The sequence below is a fragment of the Phytoactinopolyspora endophytica genome (genome assembly GCF_004138495.1).
Classification (GTDB): domain Bacteria; phylum Actinomycetota; class Actinomycetes; order Jiangellales; family Jiangellaceae; genus Phytoactinopolyspora; species Phytoactinopolyspora endophytica.
Map to the genome: position 1 here is coordinate 37995 of NZ_ML142876.1, position 2377 is coordinate 40371.

The following is a 2377-nucleotide window of genomic DNA, read 5'->3' on the forward strand; positions in this document are numbered from 1 at the left end:
GACCTAGGTGGGAGCACCACCCTGGTGACGCACGGTGGGGAATGTCCAGGGGCGGCGTGACGATGAACTTTCGTTGTCGCGCCACCTGAACACATGCTCAATCGCGGATCATGGCCCTTCCACGGCAAGCCGGAGGGGCAAGCGGCACGCACGGGCCGGATGCCGACCCCGACATGTCGCGCGCGGGACGAGACGCGTGGCCTCCAGCACAAGCTCACGGCCGATGCGCCCTAATGCCACGTCCGAAAACCGCTATCAGACGGCGAGAGCGTCGTCTTAGAGTGCGGTGGTGAGATCAGAGCCCGCCCACGGTGTCGACCGCAGGAGTGTGGCGGCGGCCAGCGTGACCGTGCTGCTGTGGGCCTCGGCATTCGTCGCCATCCGCAGCGCCGGCCAGGAGTACTCGCCCGGTGCACTGGCGCTAGGCAGGCTGGTGACCGGATCGGCGGCGCTCGGCGTGATCCTGCTGATCCGGGGCGAAGGGTGGCCACCCCGGGCGGCATGGCCGGGCATCGTCGCCTCCGGCGTGTTGTGGTTCGGCGTGTACATGGTCGCGCTGAACGCGGGCGAGGAGTTGGTGGACGCCGGTACCGCCGCGATGATCGTGAACGTCGGTCCGATCCTCATCGCTTTGCTCGGCGGCTGGCTGCTCCGTGAGAGCCTTCCACCACGGCTGCTCACCGGCATGGCCGTCTCGTTCGCCGGTGCTGTCGTCGTGGGGATGTCGATGGCCGACGACGGCGAGCGCCGGCTCGTCGGTGTGCTGCTCTGCCTGCTTGCAGCGGCGACCTACGCGGCCGGAGTGATCAGTCAGAAGCCCGCGCTGCGGCACGCTTCCGCGCTCCAGGTCACCACGTTCGGTTGCCTCATCGGGATGGTCGCGTGCCTGCCGTTCGCCGGCCAGCTGGCGGCCGAACTCGGCGACGCCACAGCGACGGCTACGGCGAACATGGTCTACCTCGGCATCTTCCCGACCGCGGTGGCCTTCACCACCTGGGCTTATGCACTCGCGCGCACCACCGCAGGAAGGATGGGCGCCACCACCTACGCGGTTCCCGCCGTGGTGGTGGTGATGTCATGGATCGCTCTCCGGGAGATCCCACCGTGGCTGACCTTCGTCGGCGGCGTGCTCTGCCTCGCCGGAGTCGCGATCTCCCGGTCCAGGCGCAGGGACGTACCGCCGGATACGCCAGAACGGACCGCATCGGTCCGCGCCGACTGAGCGGGCTGATCGAGTATGCGTTCACGGCCAGAAGGAGGACATGCTCGCCGCCCAGCCCACCCGGCGGCTATCTTGCCGGGCGGGTACCGGTGTAGAGCCCGAGCGGACGGAAGCGCATCCCTGGCTCCTGGTACTCCTCCAGTGCGTGTGCGATCCAGCCGATGGTGCGGGCGATGGCGAAGATCGCTTCGCCGCCATCGGGCCGCATATCGTAGGCGTGCATCATGGCTGCTAGCGCGAGGTCGACGTTCGGCGGCCATGTCTCGCCACGGCTCATCTCCGCCGTGATCACGTCGACGGTGTTCAGCACCTGTTCGGCGTCGCCGTGTGCACGCAGGATGGAGAAGAGCAGCTCCGCCCGAGGGTCTCGTTCCTGATAGACGCGATGCCCGAAACCCGGCACACCGCTGCCCGCTCGCAGCCGCTCGGCAAGTGCACCGATCGGATCCGGCATCGCCTCGGCCAGGAAGCGGTAGGCCAAGCCGCTCGCCGCCCCGTGGTACTGCGCGTCAACCGCACCCAACCCGGCCGATATGACCGCGTACGGATGGGCACGCGCGCTCGCGGCGACGCGCGCCGCGATCGTGGACGCGGCAAGACCATGGTCTGCCATGAGCACGAGGACGGAGCCGAGCAGGCCGGGAGGCTGAGCACGTGTCGTCAACGCCGGCCAAAGCCGTGCGGCAAGCCCATCCGGTGCCTGCGTTCCGGGAGGGGCAGAGCCATGCCATGACGCGGTGGAGCCATGCCCGGGCGCCCCCGAGAGCTCGCCTCGGGCGAGATCCCGTGTCTCTTCGCGGCCAGTCGCCTCTGCCACGAGCTCACGGCCACGTGCCTCCGGCACCAACGCATCGACCATGACACCCGCCGTCGTCGCACCCGCACGCATGACCGGCTCCGGTGAGAGGTCGAACCGCAACGGGTTCATCGCCCCGAGCACGGCGACGATCACCCGCAGCCGATCGGTGAGCCGTGCCGACTCCGGCAACGGCGCTGTGGCGGAGCGCGCTGCCTGCACGAGCTCGTCGGGGGCGGAGAAGAACGCGGATTCCGGCCTCCCGGCATGTGCACCGGCTCGCCTCGGCCCGGCAGACTCCACCGACGCCGCGTGTCCGGATGGCGCACCGTGGGATGTCTCATCGTCGGGTGCCACAC

Annotated in this window: 2 protein-coding genes; one reads left to right on the forward strand and one right to left on the reverse strand. The window is 69.3% G+C overall.

The features are described 5' to 3' along the window. Nucleotides 1-289 precede the first annotated feature (289 nt). Entirely contained in the window at nt 290-1222 is a 933-nt protein-coding gene (locus ELR45_RS32335; RefSeq protein ID WP_240760300.1) for a DMT family transporter, read from the forward strand. Nucleotides 1223-1289: 67 nt separating this feature from the next. Here the strand turns inward: ELR45_RS32335 and ELR45_RS32340 are convergent. Beyond that, on the reverse strand, nt 1290-2377 hold a 1088-nt coding region (locus tag ELR45_RS32340; protein ID WP_129669952.1), incomplete at its 5' end, for a citrate/2-methylcitrate synthase.